General features: G+C 53.5%; 19 protein-coding genes. 10 read left to right on the top strand and 9 right to left on the bottom strand.

The genetic code is table 11. The features are described 5' to 3' along the window. Positions 1–134 precede the first annotated feature (134 nt). Entirely contained in the window at positions 135–1,478 is a 1,344-nt protein-coding gene (gene hglS / locus D6029_RS05250; protein WP_120063740.1) for a 2-oxoadipate dioxygenase/decarboxylase HglS, read from the bottom strand. Between the two features lie 245 nt (positions 1,479–1,723). Here hglS and pcaH point away from each other — a divergent pair, with 245 nt between their 5' ends. The 3 genes from pcaH (at position 1,724) to pcaQ (ending at position 4,174) form a co-directional block, all read left to right on the top strand. Then, entirely contained in the window at positions 1,724–2,461 is a 738-nt protein-coding gene (gene pcaH, locus D6029_RS05245; RefSeq protein WP_120063739.1) for a protocatechuate 3,4-dioxygenase subunit beta, read from the top strand. Beyond that, a complete protein-coding gene (gene pcaG, locus D6029_RS05240) occupies positions 2,461–3,081 on the top strand; it encodes a protocatechuate 3,4-dioxygenase subunit alpha (protein ID WP_120063738.1) in 621 nt (206 codons plus the stop codon). The genes pcaH and pcaG overlap by 1 nt, the downstream gene beginning before the upstream one ends. Positions 3,082–3,250: 169 nt before the next feature. Beyond that, positions 3,251–4,174 (top strand): pca operon transcription factor PcaQ, encoded by a 924-nt coding sequence (gene pcaQ, locus D6029_RS05235; protein ID WP_120063737.1) that lies wholly within the window; start codon positions 3,251–3,253, stop codon positions 4,172–4,174. Positions 4,175–4,236: 62 nt separating this feature from the next. Here pcaQ and pcaC read toward each other — a convergent pair whose 3' ends face one another. From pcaC to D6029_RS05205, 6 genes are read right to left on the bottom strand one after another with little or no spacing between them, the layout of a single operon-like run. Then, positions 4,237–4,623, bottom strand: coding sequence for a 4-carboxymuconolactone decarboxylase (gene pcaC, locus D6029_RS05230; protein WP_120063736.1), 387 nt, complete (start codon positions 4,621–4,623; stop codon positions 4,237–4,239). Between the two features lies 1 nt (position 4,624). Next, positions 4,625–5,383, bottom strand: coding sequence for a 3-oxoadipate enol-lactonase (gene pcaD, locus D6029_RS05225; RefSeq protein WP_120063735.1), 759 nt, complete (start codon positions 5,381–5,383; stop codon positions 4,625–4,627). After that, positions 5,380–6,735 carry a 3-carboxy-cis,cis-muconate cycloisomerase gene (locus D6029_RS05220; RefSeq protein ID WP_120063734.1) on the bottom strand — a complete coding sequence of 452 codons (1,356 nt, stop codon included), beginning with the start codon at positions 6,733–6,735 and terminating at the stop codon, positions 5,380–5,382. Before D6029_RS05220 ends, pcaD begins: the two co-directional genes overlap by 4 nt. Positions 6,736–6,744: 9 nt before the next feature. Continuing rightward, a complete protein-coding gene (gene pcaF / locus D6029_RS05215) occupies positions 6,745–7,947 on the bottom strand; it encodes a 3-oxoadipyl-CoA thiolase (protein WP_120063733.1) in 1,203 nt (400 codons plus the stop codon). A 9-nt stretch (positions 7,948–7,956) separates the two neighbouring features. Next, entirely contained in the window at positions 7,957–8,613 is a 657-nt protein-coding gene (locus D6029_RS05210) for a 3-oxoacid CoA-transferase subunit B (protein WP_120063732.1), read from the bottom strand. A gap of 10 nt (positions 8,614–8,623) precedes the next feature. Beyond that, on the bottom strand, positions 8,624–9,307 hold the full coding sequence (locus tag D6029_RS05205; RefSeq protein ID WP_120063731.1) for a 3-oxoacid CoA-transferase subunit A: 684 nt from the start codon (positions 9,305–9,307) through the stop codon (positions 8,624–8,626). A gap of 171 nt (positions 9,308–9,478) precedes the next feature. On the opposite strand from D6029_RS05205, the gene D6029_RS05200 reads away from it, so the two are divergent. Continuing rightward, a complete protein-coding gene (locus D6029_RS05200; protein WP_120063730.1) occupies positions 9,479–10,288 on the top strand; it encodes an IclR family transcriptional regulator domain-containing protein in 810 nt (269 codons plus the stop codon). 26 nt (positions 10,289–10,314) lie between these two features. On the opposite strand, the gene smrA is transcribed toward D6029_RS05200, so the two are convergent. Both smrA and D6029_RS05190 read right to left on the bottom strand, forming a co-directional pair. After that, on the bottom strand, positions 10,315–10,878 hold the full coding sequence (smrA, locus tag D6029_RS05195) for a DNA endonuclease SmrA (protein WP_120063729.1): 564 nt from the start codon (positions 10,876–10,878) through the stop codon (positions 10,315–10,317). A gap of 57 nt (positions 10,879–10,935) precedes the next feature. Next, positions 10,936–11,832, bottom strand: coding sequence for a LysR family transcriptional regulator (locus D6029_RS05190; RefSeq protein WP_120063728.1), 897 nt, complete (start codon positions 11,830–11,832; stop codon positions 10,936–10,938). Positions 11,833–12,007: 175 nt separating this feature from the next. Between D6029_RS05190 and D6029_RS05185 the strand changes: the two genes are divergently transcribed. The 6 genes from D6029_RS05185 (at position 12,008) to uspE (ending at position 18,901) form a co-directional block, all read left to right on the top strand. Continuing rightward, complete coding sequence (locus tag D6029_RS05185) at positions 12,008–13,318, top strand: M20 family metallo-hydrolase (protein WP_120063727.1); 1,311 nt, start codon at positions 12,008–12,010, stop codon at positions 13,316–13,318. Beyond that, complete coding sequence (locus tag D6029_RS05180) at positions 13,318–14,763, top strand: M20 family metallopeptidase (RefSeq protein ID WP_120063726.1); 1,446 nt, start codon at positions 13,318–13,320, stop codon at positions 14,761–14,763. The genes D6029_RS05185 and D6029_RS05180 overlap by 1 nt, the downstream gene beginning before the upstream one ends. A 42-nt stretch (positions 14,764–14,805) precedes the next feature. Beyond that, on the top strand, positions 14,806–16,329 hold the full coding sequence (gene abgT / locus D6029_RS05175; protein WP_120063725.1) for a p-aminobenzoyl-glutamate transporter: 1,524 nt from the start codon (positions 14,806–14,808) through the stop codon (positions 16,327–16,329). Positions 16,330–16,349: 20 nt separating this feature from the next. Then, complete coding sequence (gene ogt, locus D6029_RS05170; protein WP_120063724.1) at positions 16,350–16,865, top strand: methylated-DNA--[protein]-cysteine S-methyltransferase; 516 nt, start codon at positions 16,350–16,352, stop codon at positions 16,863–16,865. A 196-nt stretch (positions 16,866–17,061) separates the two neighbouring features. After that, on the top strand, positions 17,062–17,814 hold the full coding sequence (gene fnr, locus D6029_RS05165) for a fumarate/nitrate reduction transcriptional regulator Fnr (protein WP_064558073.1): 753 nt from the start codon (positions 17,062–17,064) through the stop codon (positions 17,812–17,814). A 136-nt stretch (positions 17,815–17,950) separates the two neighbouring features. Then, positions 17,951–18,901 carry a universal stress protein UspE gene (uspE, locus tag D6029_RS05160; protein ID WP_120063723.1) on the top strand — a complete coding sequence of 317 codons (951 nt, stop codon included), beginning with the start codon at positions 17,951–17,953 and terminating at the stop codon, positions 18,899–18,901. The last annotated feature ends 132 nt before the right edge of the window (positions 18,902–19,033 follow it).

Genomic DNA, 19,033 nt, shown 5'->3' with positions numbered 1-19,033 from the left:
CATTAATTTACCGTTGTTTATAATTTGTGGGCCGCAATATGAAGTGACGGTGGAATGGCAGTGGTAGGTCGGATAAGCGCCAGCGTCATCCGACAAAAACCGTTAATTGTGGGCCGCAATAATGCGGCCCTTTATTACATCAACCCGCAGCGTTTTTTACTGCGATCCGACGCCTGCTGATACAACTCAAATTCATCGGCCACCGGCGCGCCGAGCGCTTCTTCAAACGCGGTGCGGCTGGAATGACCGTGGCTGCGCGCCCCGCCTTCGCTACCTAAATTCGACTGGAAAATCCCCGCCGCACTCACCGGCAGGAAATCTTCATAAATAATCGGTTGTGCCACCAGCCATCCACGCTCGATCAGCGGTTGCGGGTCATCGCCCGGTTTAATCGCCTGGCGATGCATTTCGCCAACCGGTGTTAAACGGTAACGAAAATAGGCCAGATCCTGGCAGCGCATCAGCGTTTCGCTATCGGGCAGGCGGCTGAAAATTTCCTGCAAATGCTGCTGATGGCTGAAGTTATCTTGCCCGCTGCCCGCTTCGTTGAGCAATTCATCATATAAAGCGCGCCCTTTCGGGGTTAACGCCACGCCGCGCTGCTCGATTTCCCCAAAGCGTGCGGTGTGCGTGCCGTGATGGACGCCAGCAAAAATAATCGGTTCTTCCAGCGCTTTAAAACTGGTCTGGCGCAGCAAAATCGGGAACGTGCGTCGTGGTGGGCCTTCAATAATCGCTTTTGGCGCAATGCCATATTCCGGCATTAACGCTTGTACGCGGTCAATATCCAGCGTGCGCGGCGTCAGATGGTTGATGTGGCAACCCCGGAAACAGACCACATCGGCAATCAGGCGGTGCTGCTGGTGGAACGCCTGGTAAGTCTGCGCATCCACCGTGGCGTGGCTGTGCCAGCGGAAGGTTTCCAGCGCCTGCGTGACAAACTCGTCGGCTTGCGCTTCGTTAAATCCGCCCTGTTCATCGTAAACATCGAGCAATGCCCGGCAACGCGGCGTGAAAATGTCACGTTCTGCGAGAATCGCCGCAGCGGTTTTCCGTAACTCTTCGTCGTCAATCAGCTCTAAGCGCAGCAGTGAGGTGAAAATGCGGAACGGGTTACGCGCCAGCGCGGCATCGTCAATCGGACGGAACGCGGTGGAATGCACCGGAACGCCCGCTTGCGAAAGATCGTAATAGCCCACCGGCACCATGCCCATCACCGCAAACACGCGGCGCAATGTCGCCAGTTCTTCCGCTTTACCTACCCGAATTGCGCCGTGGCGTTCGACATTTAAACGCGCCAGTTCGTCGGCATTTTCTAGCTGCTGTTGTAAATCAGGGCTGCTTTCTAACACCGCCAGATTCACATCAGCCACTAACTCTAACAAGGTGCCGTACTGCGGCACCTCTTGCTGGTACATCGCCGACATTGCGTGCGAAAATTTTTCCCGAATATCATCAGCCGTGATGTTGTTCGCCATGATGTCGTATCTCCAGTGAATATTGCTGAAAGCGTAGAATGCCGCGGGAAGGTTTTGGCGGAAGAATTTTCGTTTTGTGATCGACCCTACAACCACATAAAAGAAGTAATGCTACCTCGCCATTTCATAACTAAACGCTATGCAAAACCACGCTTAAATTCACTTTAATTTAACAAGTTATTAACTGAGACTCTGTGTGGAGATCGTCAAAATATAAAAAATTCACCCTGTCCCTGGAGTACGTTATGTCCGAAATCTGGAAACCTCGTGAGCTGATCCATCGCGACTACGATTCCCATCCACCGGCTTTCGCGCCGGGGTATAAAACCAGCGTGCTGCGCTCGCCGCGAAATGCGCTGATCTCGTTGCAAAACTCGCTTTCGGAGATCACCGGGCCGATATTTGGCGCGAAAGATCTCGACCCGCTCGATAACGATTTGATCATGAATTACGCCAAAGACGGCCTGCCGATTGGCGAACGCATTATTGTTCATGGCTATGTGCGCGACGGTTTTGGTCGCCCGATGAAAAACACGCTGGTGGAAGTGTGGCAGGCCAACGCGGGCGGGCGTTATCGCCACAAGAAAGACAAATACCTCGCGCCCATCGACCCGAATTTTGGCGGCTGCGGGCGCGTGCTAACGGATGAAAACGGCTATTACTTCTTCCGCACCATCAAGCCCGGCCCGTATCCGTGGCGCAACCAGGCCAGCGACTGGCGTCCTTCGCACATTCACTTTTCGCTTTCCGGCGAGTCATTCGCCCAGCGGCTGATTACCCAGATGTATTTTGAAGGCGATCCGCTGATCAAGCAGTGTCCGATTGTGAAAACCATTAATAACGACGACGCCATCCGCACGCTGATTGCCGAACTCGATACTCACGCCGCGGTGCCGCTCGATTGCCTGGCGTATCGCTTTGATTTGGTGCTGCGCGGCCAACGCGCCACGCTATTTGAAAATCGCACTCAAGGAGCCGTGTGATGAAAAATTACTTATCTGAAACCGCCTCGCAAACCGCTGGCCCGTATGTGCATATTGGCCTCGCGCCGCAAGCCGCCGGGTTTAATATTTTCGAGAAGAACTTTAGTCATGTGCTGACAAACTCCCACACTCAGGGCGAGCGGATTGCCGTTGAAGGCCGGGTGTTTGATGGCTCCGGCACGCCAGTGCGCGACGTATTACTGGAAGTGTGGCAAGCCAATGCCGCCGGGCGTTACAACCACCCTGCCGACCAGCAAACGGATAAAAAACTGGATGACGATTTCCGGGGCTGGGGGCGCACATGTTCAGATTTCGACAGCGGCGTGTGGCGTTTTGACACCATCAAACCCGGTGCGGTTGTCGGGCGCGACGGGCGATTAATGGCTCCGCATCTCAACCTGTGGATTGTGGCGCGCGGGATTAACATTGGCCTGAATACGCGGATGTATTTTTCCGACGAGCAAGCGGCGAACGAAACTGACCCGGTGTTGAATCTGATTGAATGGGAAGTACGTCGCAATACCTTGATGGGTAAGCGCGAGCAGCGCGGCTCTGAGGTGGTTTATACCTTCGATATATATCTGCAGGGTGAAAAGGAAACGGTGTTTTTTGACGTGTAAGCTCAGATGAAAAAAGGTGGATGACGCGTGCGCTTATCCACCTTACCGTTCATTACCCTCACCCTTTGTTATAAAAACAAATCAATTGTTAATGAAATTTTGCTAGCAAGTTATCAAAATTAAACAACTTATCTTGTCAGCCGGACGAGTCTGTTTTTAACATCAGGTTATGGAAAAAAACGGTTTGTTCAGTCAGCGCATTCGCTTGCGCCATCTTCATACTTTCGTAGCTGTCGCTCAACAGGGAACGCTGGGGCGCGCGGCTGAAACTCTTAATCTAAGCCAGCCTGCACTGTCAAAAACACTCAACGAGCTTGAGCAACTTACCGGCACGCGTTTGTTTGAGCGTGGGCGGCTAGGCGCACAGATGACGCTCATGGGCGAGCAATTTCTGACGCACGCAGTAAAAGTGCTTGATGCGCTTAACCACGCCGGGCAATCGCTGAATCAGAAAGATGGACAAAATACCACGGTGGTTCGCGTCGGCGCGCTGCCAACGGCGGCGTTGGGGATTTTGCCCAAAGTGATCGGCCAGTTTCATAAGCAACAAAGTGATGTAACGCTGCAAGTGGCGACCATGAATAACACTATGCTGCTGTCGGGTTTGAAATCCGGCGAGCTGGATTTAGGCATTGGGCGCATGTCTGACCCGGAATTGATGACCGGGTTGAATTATGAGCTGTTATTCCTCGAATCTTTAAAGCTGGTGGTGCGCCCCGGCCACCCGCTTTTGCATGAAAACATCACGTTAAGCCGTGTGATGGAGTGGCCGATTGTGGTGTCACCGAAGGGGACGATCCCACGCCAGAATGCGGAAACGTTGCTTTCAAGCCAGGGTTGTAAAATGCCTGCTACCTGCGTCGAAACGCTTTCGGCCTCGCTTTCGCGCCAGTTGACCGTGGATTACAACTACGTGTGGTTTGTGCCGTCGGGCGCGGTGAAAGAAGATTTGCGTCAGGGTGTGTTGACGTCGCTTCCGGTGACCACGCAAGGTGCGGGCGAGCCAATTGGCGTGTTAACGCGGGTAGATACACCGCTGTCACCTGCAGCGCAAATTTTGTTGTCGTCGATTCGCAAGTCGATTCCGGGGTGAAAAATGGTGGCTTAGCCACCGTTTTCGTAGGTCGGATAAGCGTTAGCGACATCCGACATTGATTAACCCGCAGCATCCATTTCATCAAACACTTGTTGTGCCAGATGCATGGTGGCGTTGGCGGCGGGTAAACCGCAGTACAGCGCCGAATGCATAATCAACTCTTTAAGTTCATCACGCGTCACGCCGTTATTAAACGCGGCGCGCAGGTGCATTTTCAACTCGGCTTCACGGTTTAGCGCAATCAACATCGCGATGGTGATCATGCTGCGGGTGTGGCGCTCCAGGCCGGGGCGCGTCCAGATATCGCCCCAGGCATAGCGCGTGATGAAGTTTTGAAATTCTTCGTTGAGCGGCGTGAGTTGCGACAGCGTGCGGTCAACATGTTTATCGCCCAGCACCGCCCGGCGCACTTCCATGCCCTGCTGATAATGTTCTTCGTCCGTCATCTCAATCGTCCTGTTGAATAAAGTTAAGCAGCGCCACATTGAAACCGTGGGCGTCTTCAATGTTGGAAAGGTGCGACGCTTCAAGCGTGACGAGATGCGAGCCGTGGACTTGCTGATGCAAAAATTCACTGTCGGCGACGCTGCAAACCGGGTCGTGAATACCGGCAATAAACTGCATCGGCAGGGAAATCTCGCCAACTTCTGCGCGTAAATCCGCTGCGGCTAAGGCTTCGCAACAGGCCGCGTAACCTTCGGCGTTAACGCCCGCTAATGTTTCGCAAATGGCATCAACTTGCGCGTGATGGTATTTGACATAATCTTCGGTAAACCAGCGCTGCGGCGCACTGTTGGCGATGGCGGCCATGCCGTCCTGACGGACGTTTCGCGCCCGTTCCAGCCAGCCGCTTTGTTCGCCCACTTTCGCCGCGCTATTGGCGACGGTGACGGAAAGAAAACGCTCTGGCGCAAATCGAGCCAGCCACAAACCCGTCAGCCCGCCCATGGAAATCCCGCAGAAATGCGCCTGTTTAATGCCTGCGTCATCCATCACGCCGATCACGTCTTCCGCCAGTTGCGGCAGTGTTGTTTTGTCGTTTTTGCTGGTGCGCCCGTGGCCGTGGGTGTCGTAACGCAGCACGCGGAAGTTCTCTAATAGTGCCGCCATTTGCGGCTGCCACATTTCAAATGTGGTGCCGAGTGAATTTGACAACACCACCACCGGTGCGCCGACTCGCCCTTCCAGTTGATAATAAAGGCTCATTTTACCCTCCTGGTTTGTTGTGCCGCCCGCGCCAGAACCTGGCTGATAAAGGTATCGTTACTGCCGAGCGCCTGCTGCGGGTCGAGCAAATGTTCGATTTCTTTTGAAGAAAGATAAGGAGTCACTTGCGGATTTTCTGCGAGCAATGCCGCAAGCGGCTGGTTTTCATCCAGCGCGCGGTGGCAAAGCTGTTCCACTAAGTGATGCGCAGGTTGCTTGCCAATAAACTGCGCCAGCGCGAGAGTGACCGACTCAGCCATAATCAGGCCGTGAGTGATATCCAGATTGGCGCGCATTTTTGCGCTGTTGACCTGCATGCCGTTGAGCAAATCCAACGTGGTTTGCATCACGCCGCCAGCCAGCGTAATCAGTTGCGGCAGCACTTCCCATTCTGCCTGCCAGCCGCCAAGTGCCCTTTCATGCTGCTGGTTTTGGCTGGCGTACATCGTTGCCATCAGGCCTGGAATACGGCTGGTCGCCGTTAAAATTGCCGCACAGCTTACCGGATTACGTTTGTGCGGCATGGTCGAGGAACCGCCGCGCCCTTCGGCAATCGGCTCGCCCACTTCGGCAACTTCGGTTTGCATCAGTAACGCAAAGTCACCGGCGAATTTCCCGAGCGTGCTCGCCATTCCGGCAAACCAGGCGGCGGCTTCCAGTAATCGGTCACGCTGGCTGTGCCAGGGCGTGTCTGATTGATGAAGATCCAGCGCGTTTGCCAGCGCCTGCGCCACCGGAATGCCCTGCTCTTTAAGCGACGCCAGCGTGCCCGCGGCACCGCCAAATTGCAGCGTTAAAACACGCGGTTTGATTTCATTTAAGCGTTGCTGCCAGCGCAATAGCGCGTCGAGCGTTCCGGCCAGTTTCAGGCCGAAGGTAATCGGCAATGCGTGCTGCATCCAGGTGCGGCCCGCCATGACGCTGTGCTGATGCTGTTGAATTTGTTCGGTTAAAGCGCCGATCAGTGGTTCGAGAATGTCTTCCGTGGCTGAGAATGCTTCGCGCAGTTGTAAAACCAGGCCGGTATCAATCACGTCCTGGCTGGTTGCGCCCCAGTGAACATAACGCGCCGCTTGTTCATCCTGGAGTTTGACGTTGGCGGTGAGCTGTTTCACCAGCGGGATGGCCAGATTCCCCGCGCCCGCCGCCGCTTGTGCCAGTGCCTGCGAATCAAGTTTATCGGCCTGACACTGGGCGGAAATCACTTCAACCGCCGACTCAGGGATCACGCCACAAAGCGCACAAGCCCGCGCCAGTGCCGCTTCAAAATCCAGCATCCCTTGTAACGTGTTCTCATCGCTAAAAATTTCGCTTAATGGCGAGTTGCGCAACATCGGGGTAAACAGTGTCATGCCTGCTCCTTAAACACGTTCGATAATCAGTGCAATCCCCTGACCGACACCAATACACATCGTACATAGCGCGTAACGCCCGCCGCTGCGCTTGAGTTGATACGCGGCGGTCATCGCCAGACGCCCGCCCGATGCGCCAAGCGGATGGCCCAGCGCAATTGCGCCACCGTTCGGATTCACATGTTCCGCGTCATCCGGCAGGCCCAAATCGCGCATTACCGCCAGCGCCTGAGCGGCGAAGGCTTCGTTTAATTCAATCACATCCATTTGCGCCAGCGTTAAACCGGTTTGCGCCAGCACTTTGCGCACCGCCGGAGCCGGGCCAAAGCCCATAATTCGTGGCGCAACGCCTGCGGTTGCCACACCAATCACCCGCGCCAGCGGCTGCAAGCCGTGGGTATTCAGCGCCTGTTCGCTGGCGAGCAACAATGCACACGCGCCGTCGTTCACGCCCGAGGCATTTCCGGCGGTTACGGTGCCGTCTGCGCGCACCACGCCTTTAAGTTTAGCCAGCGCCTCAAGCGAGGTGGAACGTGGATGTTCGTCGCGGTTAAACAGCAACGCTTCGCCTTTTCGCTGATTGATGGAAACCGGGATCAGTTCGTCGTCGAAAATCCCTGTTTCCTGAGCGCGAGCGGTGCGCAACTGGCTGCGGAGCGCGAATGCATCTTGATCTGCGCGGTTGATGTTGAAGTCGGTCGCCACGTTTTCGGCGGTTTCCGGCATCGCATCAACGCCGTATTGCGCTTTCATCAGCGGGTTGATAAACCGCCAGCCGATGGTGGTGTCTTCCATTTTCATGCTACGACTAAATGCGCTTTCCGCTTTGCCCATCACAAATGGCGCGCGCGACATGCTTTCCACGCCGCCCGCAATCATCAAATGCGTTTCACCGCTTTTAATCGCTCGAGCTGCAACGCCCAGCGCATCAAGGCTGGAACCACATAAACGGTTGATGGTGCTGCCCGGCACGGTTTCCGGTAATCCGGCCAATAACAGCGCCATACGCGCCACGTTGCGGTTGTCTTCCCCCGCCTGGTTGGCGCAGCCATAAATCACATCGTCTACCGCAGACCAGTCCAGATTCGGGTGGCGTTCCATCAACGCTTTCAACGGCAGTGCCGCCAAATCATCGCTACGAACCGATGACAGCGTGCCAGCAAAACGACCGAATGGAGTACGCACTCCATCACAGATAAATGCTTGATTCATCATAGTTCCTTATGCGCTTTCTGCCAGTTGTTCGAAGCCTAATGTGACCGGGGTAATACGTTGTAATTCTTCAAAAGAGAGGCCGTTGAAGATTTCACGCACCACCGGGCCTTTGTCGGTGATATCAATCACCGCGAGGTCGGTGTAGATGCGGCTGACGCAGCCAATTCCGGTGAGCGGATAGGAACAGCTTTCCACCAGTTTGCATTCGCCGTCGCGGGTCAAATGATCCATCATCACGAATACCTGGCGGGCGCCAATGGCTAAGTCCATCGCCCCGCCGACGGCGGGAATCGCATCCGCTGCGCCAGTGCTCCAGTTTGCCAGGTCGCCCTGCGCTGAAACCTGATAAGCGCCCAGGACGCAGATATCGAGATGGCCGCCGCGCATCATGGCGAACGAGTCACCGTGGTGGAAATAGCAGCCGCCGGTCAGCAGTGTGACGAATTCTTTTCCGGCGTTGATCAGTTCGGGATCTTCTTCGCCTTCAGCCGGCTTTGGCCCCATGCCTAACAGGCCGTTTTCGCTGTGCAGGAAGATTTCTTTATCCGCCGGAAGGTAGTTGGCAATGCGCGTCGGCAGGCCGATGCCGAGGTTCACGTAAGCGCCTTCGGGAATATCACGCGCCACGCGCTGCGCCATTTCATCACGAGTGAGTTTTTTCATTTCCAGCTCCTTATGCGCTTTGCGCCAGCGAGTTTTCGACGGCGACCAGGCGTTTAACGAAAATTCCGGGGGTGATGATGTTTTCCGGGTCAAGTTCACCCAACGGCACAATTCGGCTGACTTCCGCGATGGTGACGGTGGCGGCTGTCGCCATGATTGGCCCAAAGTTACGCGCCGCTTTGCGGTAGACAAGATTGCCCCAGCGGTCGCCTTCATAAGCTTTGATTAAGGCGAAATCAGCTTTTAGCGGGTATTCGAGCACGTACTGGCGGCCATCGATTTCACGGGTTTCTTTACCTTCTGCGAGCGGCGTTCCAAAACCGGTTGGCGTAAACACCGCACCTAAGCCCGAACCTGCCGCCTGAATACGCGCGGCCAGGTTGCCTTGTGGCACCAGTTCCAGCTCGACTTTTCCGCGACGGTATAAGTCATCAAAAATCTGTGAGTCCACCTGGCGTGGGAAGGAACACACCATTTTGCGCACGCGCCCGGCTTTTAATAGTGCCGCCAGCCCCACTTCGCCATTGCCTGCGTTGTTGTTGATAATCGTCAGGTCGCGTGCGCCCTGTTCTATCAGGGCATCAATCAGATGGGTGGGCTGCCCGGCGGTGCCAAAACCACCAATCATAATGGTGGCTCCGTCGAAAATTCCGGCGACGGCTTCTTCGAGCGACGCCACAGTTTTGTTGATCATCACGGTTCTCCCTGGGGTGCGTTATTCGCACAAGATTGCGTTTCTTGAACAAAATGTGACTCGCTTAACGAAGCTGGTCAAGGGCGATAATCGAAATGTGGTGCGATTATCGAACATCATGTATCTTTGTTTTCAGAGTGTGATCAACGGCGAAAATTTGAGGAAAACAGAATGGAAATTCAACATGATGAACAAGCGGGTGAAGTGGATCCGTTCAAAGGCGACCCCAATTTTATGGCGTCTCTGGCGCGTGGCCTGGAGGTGATTCAGGCGTTTACCCCCCAGCGCCGTCAGCTTTCTATTTCACAAATCAGCCAGAAAACGGGCATTCCTCGCGCGGCGGTGCGCCGTTGTTTGTACACGCTCAGCAAGCTGGGTTTTGTTTACGCGGATGACGGTAAAAACTACCAGTTGCGTCCACGAATTTTATCTCTCGGCCACGCTTATCTGGCGTCCACACCGCTGGCAAAATCGACGCAACCGGTGCTGAAACATTTGAGCGAAATGCTCAATGAATCCTGCTCGATTGCTACGCTGGATGGCGACGATATTCTGTATATCGCCCGCGCTTCCAGCTCGCGCATCATGACGATTGATTTGGATATCGGCAGCCGCTTGCCCGCATGGTCAACGTCGATGGGGCGCGTGTTGCTGAGTTATTTGCCGGAAGAACAGCTCAATGATTTCCTGGCGCGCATTACGATGATTCGCTACACGCCGCAGACGGTGGATTCGGTGAGTAAACTTCGTGAGGAGTTAAAACGCGTGCGCCAGCAAGGCTACGCGCTTAACGATCAGGAACTGGAGATGGGATTGCGATCAATTGCGGTGCCGTTGGTTAACCCTGAAGGCGCAGTGGTTGCGGCGTTAAACGTTGGTGTTCACGCCGGGCAAGTTTCCGCGCAGGAGTTGCGCAGCCGCGTGTTGCCGGAATTATTGAAAGCGGCAGAAGAGTTGTCGTTGTTGTTAAAATCAGATTAGTTGAAAGCTGATTAGCTGAAAGCAGCTCAACGGCTGCGTTTGGCGTGGCGTTCCCAGTTCTCGGCTTTCGCCTGTTCGGATTTTTTGAGCGCCACATAACACGCCCCGCTGCCGCCGTGATGCGGCATGGCGCTGCAAAACGCCTGCACGTCTTCAAATTCCACCAGCCAGCGGGCGACGTAACTGCGCACAATATTGGCATGAGATTCATCGTCGCGCCCTTTGCCATGAACGATCAGCAAATTACGCAAACCATCTTTTTTGGCTTCCTGAATATAGGCAAAAAGCATCTGACGGCACTTTTCAACGGGCTGGCGAATCAGGTTCAGGCTCGCTTCCTGTTTGTATTTTCCGTGTCGCAGTTTATCCAGCACGCCGGTTTGTAGCCCTTCACGCTTAAATTCCAGCGGTGCGGCGAGCGGAATAATTTCCAGAAAACCGGTGGTGAGAAAGTTATCTAACTGCAGCGTGTCGGGCTTTTGCACCACCTTCTCTTTGACCGGTTTTAACCACTGGCTGCGGTTGCAATCTTTCAGCGGTTTCACGTCTTCCATCGCGTCGAGAAACAGCGATTTTTCGTCAAGGTTCATGAGCAAAATCCTCCAGGCTTTATTCAGGAGTCACTATAGCCGCCGATGTGCCGTGGCTCAACGGCATTCGCGACGAAACTGATTGATAAGCGCAGTGGTTAACGGTGCCTGGGTAACATCACGCCGCTGAATCAAATAGTAAGTGGCATTCGGTAGCGTTTCGACGACTTTGATTTGTTTGAGTCTGTGCGCCAATAACGGATCGTGGCCGAGTTCTGCGGGCAAAATACTGAGGAAATCACTTTGTGCCACCAGGCTGATGCAGGCCGAAAAGGTTTCGCAGAATACGCTGACATTGGGAATTTCTGAACGCTTATGGAATAACTCTTCCAGTTGTTTGTAATAACTGCCGCGTGGCGTGGGTAGCGTCCAGTTGTAGTGCAGCAGTTCTTTTATTGATGTGGCGTTAATTGCCGGGTGATCTTCACGACCAAAGATGGCGAACGGTTTTTCAAACAGCCGTTCAAAGGTAAATTCCTGGTCGTATGGCCCCTGATAATAGGTGTTGATGGTGAAATCCAGTTCGCCCTGGCGCAGGGAGTTGATCATCGACACCAGTTGCCCTTCCATAATGCGCACTTTCACTTGCGGGTGTTTTTGATGAAACGCAGTGATAACCGGCGGCATTAATGTGCGGGAAACACTCGCCCCCAAACCGATATTGATTTGCCCGGCCAGTTGCCCCTGACGCTGCAAAATATCTTCCTGAGCAGCGCGTAACTCTTCAAGAATCAAGCGTGCGTGGGAGTAAAAACTTTCACCGCATTCGGTCAACGCCACGCCCTGGCTGCGCCGAATGAACAGCCGCGCCGCCATCCCTTCTTCTAATTCTTTTATCGCTTTGGTGAGCGCGGGCTGCGAAATATTTAACGCCCGGCTGGCTCCGCGAATGCTGCCATTTTGCGTCACCGCCACGAACGCGCGGATTTGATGGAGCTTAACCTGGAAGGTCACATTGCCTCCTGATAACCATTAGCTATCAGCCGAAAGAATTTAGCATCTACTGTAATTCAAACTCTTGTGCCAGGGTAATCCCATGACGGCGAAAACTACCAAATATCGCTGAGCGATAAGTAAAAACTATCACAGCGTGAAGTTGATCACAGAAGATGCTTATACAGGATGGGTTATGTCGCAATTAGAACTGGCAGTACATGAACTGGCTCCGCGCATGCAGCACTGGCGGCGTGATTTTCACCATTTTGCCGAATCGGGCTGGCTCGAGTTTCGCACCGCCACGCTGGTGGCTGAGACACTACATCAATTAGGTTATCAGCTGGCGTTAGGCCGTGAAGTAGTAGACGACGCGGCGCGCATGGGGCTGCCAGCGGCAGAAGTGCTGGCGCGTGAAGAACAACGTGCACTGGAGCAAGGCGCATTGCCGCAATGGCTACACCATTTTTCCGGCGGATTTACAGGAATTGTCGCCACTTTGGAAACGGGTCGCCCCGGCCCCACTCTCGCGTTTCGCGTGGATATGGACGCACTGGATTTAGGCGAGATGCTCAAGCCTGCGCACCGCCCGTTTGCCGAAGGTTTTGCTTCGTGTAATGCCGGAATGATGCACGCTTGCGGCCATGACGGACACACGGCGATTGGCCTCGGGTTAGCCTCGGTATTGCAACAGTTTTCCAGCCAGTTAAACGGCACCATCAAACTCATTTTCCAGCCCGCCGAAGAAGGCACACGCGGCGCTCGCGCCATGGTGGCAGCCGGTGCGCTTGATAACATCGACTACTTTACGGCGATCCACATCGGCACTGGCATCCCTTCCGGCACCGTGGTGTGCGGCAGCGATAACTTTATGGCAACCACCAAGTTTGATGTGGAATTTACCGGTGTCGCGGCACATGCGGGCGGCAAGCCGGAAGAAGGCCGTAACGCCCTGCTCGCCGCCGCGCAAACCGCATTGGCTTTGCACAGCATCGCGCCGCACAGTGCGGGCGCATCACGCGTTAACGTCGGCGTTTTGCAGGCGGGCAGCGGGCGCAACGTGGTGCCTGCACAGGCGTTATTGAAAGTAGAAACCCGCGGCGAAACCAGCGCAATCAATGACTATGTCTTTGACCGGGCACAGGAAATTATTCGCGGCACGGCAACGATGTATGGCATCGAAGCTGACGTGAAGTTAATGGGTGCGGCGACCAGCAGCGTGCCATCGCCAGAATGGGTGGCGTTTATCCACCAACAGGCGTTAGAGGTGAACGGCGTAAACGAAGTGGTCGACACCGTTAAAGGCGCAGCCGGTTCTGAGGATGCGACGCTCATGATGGCGCGTGTGCAGGAGCAAGGCGGCAAAGCCTCTTACATGGTGTTCGGCACCGAATTGAGCGCCGGACATCACAATGAGAAGTTTGATTTTGATGAAAAAGTGATGGAAGTTGCCGTCAGCACCATGGCACGCCTCGCACTTAATTTCCCGTGGCAGAGAGGTGTGTGATGAGTTCGATTTATCAGTTTGTCGATGATGCGATTGAAGCAAAACGTGGCGAGTTTACCGCGATTGCCGATGATATCTGGGATCACCCGGAAACTCGTTTTGAAGAGCACTGGTCGGCTGAACGCCTGGCCTGCGCGCTGGAAGCCGAAGGTTTTAGCGTCGAGCGTAACGCAGGGAATATCGAAACCGCATTTGTGGCAAGTTTTGGTTCCGGTAAACCGGTTATCGCCCTGCTCGGCGAATACGACGCGCTGGCGGGATTAAGTCAGTGTTCGGGCGAAGCCTCGCCCAACCCGTTGGTTGAAGATGCGAACGGCCACGGCTGCGGTCACAATTTGCTGGGTACGGCGGCCTTTGCAGGCGCGGTAGCGGTGAAGAACTGGCTTGAACAATACGGCGCTGGCGGAACGGTACGATTTTACGGCTGCCCTGGCGAGGAAGGCGGTTCCGGCAAAACGTTTATGGTACGCGAAGGGTTATTTGACGATGTTGACGCCTCCGTAACCTGGCACCCGGAAGCCTATGCCGGGATGTTCAGCACCAGTTCACTGGCGAACATTCAGGTGGCGTATCGCTTTCACGGAATTGCGGCACATGCCGCAAATTCTCCGCATCTCGGGCGTAGCGCATTAGATGCGGTAACGCTGATGACCACCGGGACGAACTTCCTCAACGAGCACATCATCGAAAAAGCTCGCGTGCATTATGCCATCACCAACACCGGCGGGATTTCGCCAAATGTGGTGCAGGCGCAGGCCGAAGTGTTGTATTTGATTCGCGCCCCGGAAATGGCTCAGGCGCAGCATATTTATGAGCGCATCAATAAAATCGCCGAGGGTGCCGCGCTGATGACCGAAACCTCGGTGAAAGTGCGTTTTGATAAAGCCTGTTCCAATTATCTGCCCAACCGCCAGCTTGAAAGCGTGATGTACGAGGCTTTACAAGCACTGGGCTTGCCACAATGGAGCGAAGAAGAACTGGCATTCGCCAAACAAATTCGCGCGACGTTGACCGAAAATGACCTGCAAAACAGCTTAAATAATATTGCTAATACCTCCAATGAAGAGGGAAAAGCCTTTGCTCGTCGCCATCGTGAAACGTTGTTGATTAACGAAATTGCGCCCTATGCCCCAAATGACAAAATTTTGCCGGGTTCTACGGATGTCGGTGATGTGAGTTGGAAGGTGCCCGTCGCACAATGCTTTAGCCCGTGCTTTACCGTCGGCACCCCGCTGCACACCTGGCAATTAGTGAGTCAGGGACGCACGTCGATTGCCCATAAAGGGATGTTACATGCGGGCAAAGTGATGGCCGCAACGGCTCTGCAATTGTTTATAAATCCACAGACGCTGAAAGCCTGCCAAAGCGAGTTGCACGCACAACTCGCCGAGCGCCCTTATCAGTGTCCGATCCCAGAAGGCGTGACACCGTCACCTTTAAAATAATTATATAAAACACAATATCGCAACTTCACCCGAGGTAAGCCCATGAGTATGTCCTCCATACCCACGCACTCCGGCTCTGGCAAGCTGTATGGCCTTGTCGAGAAAATTGGCAATAAAGTGCCCCATCCATTTTTGCTGTTTGTTTATTTGATTGTTGTTTTATCCGTGAGTACCGCCGTGCTTTCTGCGTTCAACGTCAGTGTTCGTAACCCCGCTGACGGGAGCCTGGTGCAGGTCAAAAACTTGTTGAGCGCCGAGGGTGTGCACTGGTTTTTGCCAAACGTGATTAAGAACTTCAGTGGGTTTGCGCCGTTAGGGGCAATTCTGGCGCTGGTTTTAGGTGCGGGTCTGGCGGAACGCGTGGGGTTGCTACCGAGTTTGATGGTGAAAATGGCGTCCCACGTAAGTGCTCGTTATGCCAGTTATATGGTGCTGTTTATCGCCTTCTTCAGCCATATTTCTTCGGATGCGGCACTGGTGATTATGCCGCCGATGGGGGCCCTGATTTTCCTGGCCGTGGGCCGCCATCCGGTTGCCGGTTTGCTGGCGGCGATTGCGGGGGTGGGCTGTGGGTTTACCGCGAATTTACTGATTGTGACGACCGATGTTCTGCTTTCGGGTATCAGCACCGAAGCGGCGCACACTATCGATCCCGCGATGCACGTTAGCGTGATTGATAACTGGTATTTTATGGCGACCTCGGTGATTGTGCTGTCGATTGTCGGTGGCCTGATTACCGATAAAATCGTCGAGCCGCGCCTGGGAACGTGGCAAGGCGAAAACAAAGAAAAATTGCAACAGTTGGATGATGTTCAACGCTTTGGATTGCGCGTTACCGGGATTGTGTCGCTGCTGTTTATTGCGGTTATCGCCCTGCTTTTAATCCCGGAAAACAGCCTGCTGCGTGACCCGGTGAAAGGCACGATTATCCCGTCGCCATTTATTAGCGGAATTGTGCCGCTGATTATTCTGTTCTTCTTCGTCATCTCTCTGGCCTATGGTATTGCGACCGGAAAAATCCGTAAACAGGCTGATTTGCCGCAGCTCATGATTGAGCCGATGAAAGAGATGGCCGGTTTTATCGTGATGGTGTTCCCGTTGGCGCAATTTGTAGCGATGTTCAACTGGAGCAATATGGGCAAGTTTATGGCGGTCGGGCTGACCGACGTGCTGGAGGGATCCGGGCTAAACGGTATTCCGGCGTTTCTGGGCCTGGCGTTGCTCTCGTCATTCCTGTGCATGTTTATCGCCAGCGGTTCGGCAATCTGGTCGATTCTGGCACCGATTTTCGTGCCGATGTTTATGCTGCTGGGTTTCCATCCGGCGTTCGCACAAATCCTGTTCCGCGTGGCGGATTCTTCCGTTATCCCGCTGGCGCCGGTTTCGCCGTTTATTCCATTATTCTTAGGCTTCCTACAACGCTATAAACCCGATGCCAAATTAGGGACTTATTACTCTTTAGTATTACCTTACCCCCTCATCTTTTTGGGTGTCTGGTTGCTGCTATTGGTGGCGTGGTATCTTGTTGGCTTGCCCATTGGGCCGGGAGTTTACCCGCATCTCTAATTAACCGGAGCGAACAATCAATGCTGACATTGCTGGAAGATAAGATCGTTACACCATTAGGGCCGCTGTGGGTCATTTGCGACGAGCAGTACCATTTGCGAGCGGTGGAATGGGAAGAACATAGCGACAGAATGGTGCAATTGCTCGGTCTTCATTACGGTGTCAGCGGCTATCAGCGCGTGGCTTGTGCGAATCCGGATGGGTTAAGCGACAAGCTGCGCGATTATTTTGAGGGTGATTTAGCGGTGATTGAAACGCTCCCGACGGCGACGGCGGGAACGGCATTTCAGCGAGAAGTGTGGCAAACGTTGCGCACCATCCCTTGCGGGCAAGTCATGCATTACGGGCAATTAGCGGACCAACTAGGCAGGCCGGGCGCGGCTCGTGCAGTCGGTGCAGCAAATGGTTCAAACCCGGTGAGCGTGGTGGTTCCATGCCATCGCGTGATTGGCCGTAATGGCACGATGACGGGTTATGCAGGTGGCGTGAGTCGTAAAGAATGGTTATTGCGCCATGAAGGATATTTGCTGTTGTAGAAGCATGACTGCAGAATATTGTTCTTAATTCTTCAAAGAATAATACGCATTAATATATAGTTCCAATAATTTCAATAGGATAGCTCTATAACCCTGGCTTTATTGATTGTTAAATTCTGAATGGGCATTCATCATACTTACGTGCTCAAGAAAAAGATGTTAAAATTGACCAATATCAATAACGCCGAGCATATCTATGATCCCTGAAAAGCGAATTATTCGACGCATTCAGTCTGGCGGCTGTGCAATCCATTGCCAGGATTGCAGCATCAGCCAGTTATGCATCCCCTTCACGCTCAACGAGCATGAGCTTGATCAGCTTGATAATATTATCGAGCGTAAAAAGCCTATTCAGAAGGGACAAACCCTGTTTAAGGCAGGTGATGAGCTGAAGTCGCTGTACGCTATCCGTTCAGGGACCATTAAAAGCTACACCATTACCGAGCAAGGTGATGAGCAAATTACCGGTTTCCATTTAGCGGGTGATTTGGTGGGCTTTGATGCTATCGGCACCGGGATGCACCCAAGTTTCGCGCAAGCGCTGGAAACATCCATGGTCTGCGAAATCCCATTCGAAACGCTTGATGATTTGTCCGGGAAAATGCCTAACCTGCGCCAGCAGATGATGCGTTTGATGAGCGGCGAAATTAAGGGCGATCAGGATATGATTCTGCTGCTTTCCAAAAAGAATGCAGAAGAGCGTCTGGCCGCGTTTATCTATAATCTTTCACGCCGCTTTGCGCAGCGCGGTTTCTCGCCTCGCGAGTTCCGCCTGACCATGACCCGTGGCGATATCGGTAACTATCTGGGTCTGACTGTCGAGACTATCAGCCGTTTGCTGGGCCGTTTCCAGAAAAGTGGCATGCTGGCGGTGAAAGGTAAGTACATTACTATCGAAAATATCGATATTCTGGCACAGCTTGCCGGTCAATCGCGTAACGTCGCCTGATTCATACTGACCAAAGCCGGATCGCTAAATTTTATTCATTTATTGATCCGGCAATGGCTTATCACCTGTTTCATTCAGCACATATGGGTTAATCTTACTAAACAGACTGTGGTTAAGCAGTTGTAAGGAGACCTGTATGGCAAACTATCAAAACATGCTAGTTGCAATAGATCCTAATCAGGACGATCAACCCGCCCTGCGGCGCGCGGTGTATTTGCATCAACGGATTGGTGGCAGGATCAAAGCCTTTCTGCCTATCTATGATTTTTCCTACGAAATGACCACCCTTCTGTCACCAGATGAACGTACTGCTATGCGCAAAGGCGTGATTAGCCAACGTGCGGCCTGGATTAAAGAACAAGCCCAGTATTACATCGATTCGGGCGTCCCGATTGAGATTAAAGTGGTTTGGCATAACCGCCCGTTCGAGGCGATTATTCAGGAAGTGATTAGCGGCGGGCACGATTTAGTGCTCAAAATGACGCATCAGCACGACAAACTGGAAGCGGTTATTTTCACTCCAACGGACTGGCACCTGCTGCGTAAATGCCCGTGCCCGGTATGGATGGTTAACGAAAAACCATGGCCTGAAGGTGGCCGAGCCGTTGTCGCCGTTAACCTCGCAAGTGAAGAAGAGTACCATAACGCGCTGAATGAAAAGCTGGTTAAAGAGACGCTTCGCCTGGCCGACGATGTTAACCACACTGAAGTCCACCTCGTTGGCGCTTACCCAATTACCCCGATTAACATCGCCATCGAACTGCCAGATTTTGACCCAAGCGTTTATAACGATGCCATTCGCGGCCAGCATTTGGTTGCGATGAAAGCGTTGCGTCAGAAATTCAGTATTGACGAGAAAATGACTCACGTTGAGAAAGGGTTGCCGGAAGAAGTGATCCCTGACCTCGCCGAGCATTTGCAAGCCGGTATCGTGGTGCTCGGAACTGTAGGCCGAACCGGGCTTTCTGCGGCATTCCTCGGCAATACTGCCGAACAAGTTATCGACCATTTGCGCTGTGATTTGCTGGTCATCAAACCCGATGAGTATCAAACACCTGTAGAGCTGGATGACGAAGAAGACGATTGATTTGTCGCTCAATCGGTAAAGAAAAGCCCGTTCAAATTAATGAACGGGCTTTTTGTTGGGTGGCGTGCTGAATCTCATACCAGACATTCATGTGTGGCGGGAAATTATCCTTCCCGCCACTGACCTCAAAAC

Source organism: Buttiauxella izardii, from assembly GCF_003601925.1.
Lineage (GTDB): Bacteria > Pseudomonadota > Gammaproteobacteria > Enterobacterales > Enterobacteriaceae > Buttiauxella > Buttiauxella izardii.
This window is presented reverse-complemented; position numbering and strand designations above follow the sequence as displayed.

What these genes read in the sequence shown, in the direction of transcription:
- hglS (WP_120063740.1), bottom strand. Translation starts at nt 1,478, where the DNA reads ATGGCGAACAACATCACGGCTGATGATATTCGGGAAAAATTTTCGCAC.
- pcaH (WP_120063739.1), top strand. Translation starts at nt 1,724, where the DNA reads ATGTCCGAAATCTGGAAACCTCGTGAGCTGATCCATCGCGACTACGAT.
- pcaG (WP_120063738.1), top strand. Translation starts at nt 2,461, where the DNA reads ATGAAAAATTACTTATCTGAAACCGCCTCGCAAACCGCTGGCCCGTAT.
- pcaQ (WP_120063737.1), top strand. Translation starts at nt 3,251, where the DNA reads ATGGAAAAAAACGGTTTGTTCAGTCAGCGCATTCGCTTGCGCCATCTT.
- pcaC (WP_120063736.1), bottom strand. Translation starts at nt 4,623, where the DNA reads ATGACGGACGAAGAACATTATCAGCAGGGCATGGAAGTGCGCCGGGCG.
- pcaD (WP_120063735.1), bottom strand. Translation starts at nt 5,383, where the DNA reads ATGAGCCTTTATTATCAACTGGAAGGGCGAGTCGGCGCACCGGTGGTG.
- D6029_RS05220 (WP_120063734.1), bottom strand. Translation starts at nt 6,735, where the DNA reads ATGACACTGTTTACCCCGATGTTGCGCAACTCGCCATTAAGCGAAATT.
- pcaF (WP_120063733.1), bottom strand. Translation starts at nt 7,947, where the DNA reads ATGAATCAAGCATTTATCTGTGATGGAGTGCGTACTCCATTCGGTCGT.
- D6029_RS05210 (WP_120063732.1), bottom strand. Translation starts at nt 8,613, where the DNA reads ATGAAAAAACTCACTCGTGATGAAATGGCGCAGCGCGTGGCGCGTGAT.
- D6029_RS05205 (WP_120063731.1), bottom strand. Translation starts at nt 9,307, where the DNA reads ATGATCAACAAAACTGTGGCGTCGCTCGAAGAAGCCGTCGCCGGAATT.
- D6029_RS05200 (WP_120063730.1), top strand. Translation starts at nt 9,479, where the DNA reads ATGGAAATTCAACATGATGAACAAGCGGGTGAAGTGGATCCGTTCAAA.
- smrA (WP_120063729.1), bottom strand. Translation starts at nt 10,878, where the DNA reads ATGAACCTTGACGAAAAATCGCTGTTTCTCGACGCGATGGAAGACGTG.
- D6029_RS05185 (WP_120063727.1), top strand. Translation starts at nt 12,008, where the DNA reads ATGTCGCAATTAGAACTGGCAGTACATGAACTGGCTCCGCGCATGCAG.
- D6029_RS05180 (WP_120063726.1), top strand. Translation starts at nt 13,318, where the DNA reads ATGAGTTCGATTTATCAGTTTGTCGATGATGCGATTGAAGCAAAACGT.
- abgT (WP_120063725.1), top strand. Translation starts at nt 14,806, where the DNA reads ATGAGTATGTCCTCCATACCCACGCACTCCGGCTCTGGCAAGCTGTAT.
- ogt (WP_120063724.1), top strand. Translation starts at nt 16,350, where the DNA reads ATGCTGACATTGCTGGAAGATAAGATCGTTACACCATTAGGGCCGCTG.
- fnr (WP_064558073.1), top strand. Translation starts at nt 17,062, where the DNA reads ATGATCCCTGAAAAGCGAATTATTCGACGCATTCAGTCTGGCGGCTGT.
- uspE (WP_120063723.1), top strand. Translation starts at nt 17,951, where the DNA reads ATGGCAAACTATCAAAACATGCTAGTTGCAATAGATCCTAATCAGGAC.